The organism is Corallococcus sp. AS-1-12, from assembly GCF_020036995.1.
Lineage (GTDB): Bacteria > Myxococcota > Myxococcia > Myxococcales > Myxococcaceae > Corallococcus.
Map to the genome: position 1 here is coordinate 1 of NZ_JAIQDD010000095.1, position 1,233 is coordinate 1,233.

General features: G+C 65.5%; 1 protein-coding gene and 1 pseudogene. Both read left to right on the forward strand.

Annotation, left to right across the window (positions count from 1 at the left end; all coding sequences use genetic code 11):
• Positions 1 to 269: 269 nt before the first annotated feature.
• Positions 270 to 521 carry a hypothetical protein gene (locus K8556_RS38840; protein WP_223745179.1) on the forward strand — a complete coding sequence of 84 codons (252 nt, stop codon included), beginning with the start codon at positions 270 to 272 and terminating at the stop codon, positions 519 to 521.
• Between the two features lie 66 nt (positions 522 to 587).
• Positions 588 to 1,131: pseudogene (locus K8556_RS38845) on the forward strand (transposase); the annotation flags it as partial.
• Between the last annotated feature and the right edge of the window lie 102 nt (positions 1,132 to 1,233).

The following is a 1,233-nucleotide window of genomic DNA, read 5'->3' on the forward strand; positions in this document are numbered from 1 at the left end:
CGGCCTCGTTTCGGTGGTGCTCACCGGGGATCGTTACGTCGCCTTTCTCGTTTCCACACCCTCTGTGACTACCTCCCTTCCGAGGTGCTGAACACTCATCTATGTTCACTTCAACCAGGAGGCGTTGCGACGACCGCTTGAATCCGCCCTGCACTTCTGGGTGAGGTCAGCCTCGAGGATGTGGACGAGCTCCCCCTGTGCCAGCGTAGTTGTCGCCCGGACCGCGAGGCCGGCAGAAGCACCCAGGGGGCGTGAAGGGCAGGTAGGCCGTGCCGTACACGGAGCAATTCAAGGAGCAGATGGTGCGCCGGATGATGGGGCCGGAGGTGCTGAGCGCGACGGCCCTGGGCAAGCAGGTGGGAGTGCCGCAGTCGACGCTGTCGAAGTGGCTGAAGAGGGCTACGGTGGGAGCGATGACGAGCGAGTCTGAGCAGCAGCCGGAGGCGGCGAAGGTGGAGAGGAAGTGGACGGGGCAGGAGAAGCTGCGGGTGCTGGCGGCGGCCGAAGGGCTGAGGGGCTGAGAAAAATTTAACGTTTCTAATGCGTCCAATGGATGCATAAGCGCAGCAGTGCGATGATGAATCGCCATGGCGGGGAGCGAACGGCCGCGAGTGCGTGTGCTCCGGCCAAAACGGACGCAGGTGCTGTCGGCGCGGACCTACGAGCAGTTGGTTGACCGAGGTCATCCGGTGCGCGCCGTATGGGCGGCTGTTGAAGCGCTGGACATGTCGGACTTCGAGCGCGCCATCCGTGCGCGTCCTCATCACGCGGGGCGTGCGGCAGTGGATCCGCGGTTGTTGTTGGCGCTGTGGGTGTATGGGCAGATGGAAGGCCTCTCCAGTGCTCACGCCATTGCGGCGAGACTGCGTACGGACGTTGCGTATTGGTGGTTGTGCGGCGGCGTCAGTGTGTCGGCGCATACGCTGTCCTCCTTCATGGCGCGCTCAGGCCCTGCCTTCCGGGCGTTGCTGGGCAAACTGCTGGATGACCTGTGCAGCCGCGGTGCCGTGCACCGGCCACGACGAGTCGCGCAGGACGGCACGCGTGTGCGTGCTTCAGCAGGGGCTGCCTCATTTCACCGCAAGGCCACCCTGCGGAAGCGGGCAACCACGGCGGCTGCTGCCGGCCTCGCGGTCCGGGCGACAACTACGCTGGCTGTCAAGGACCGGGGTCATGGATCGCGTGAGGGTCGGCCAAGCGGATCGCCCTGATGAGCCCGTCGGGAGCGGCGAT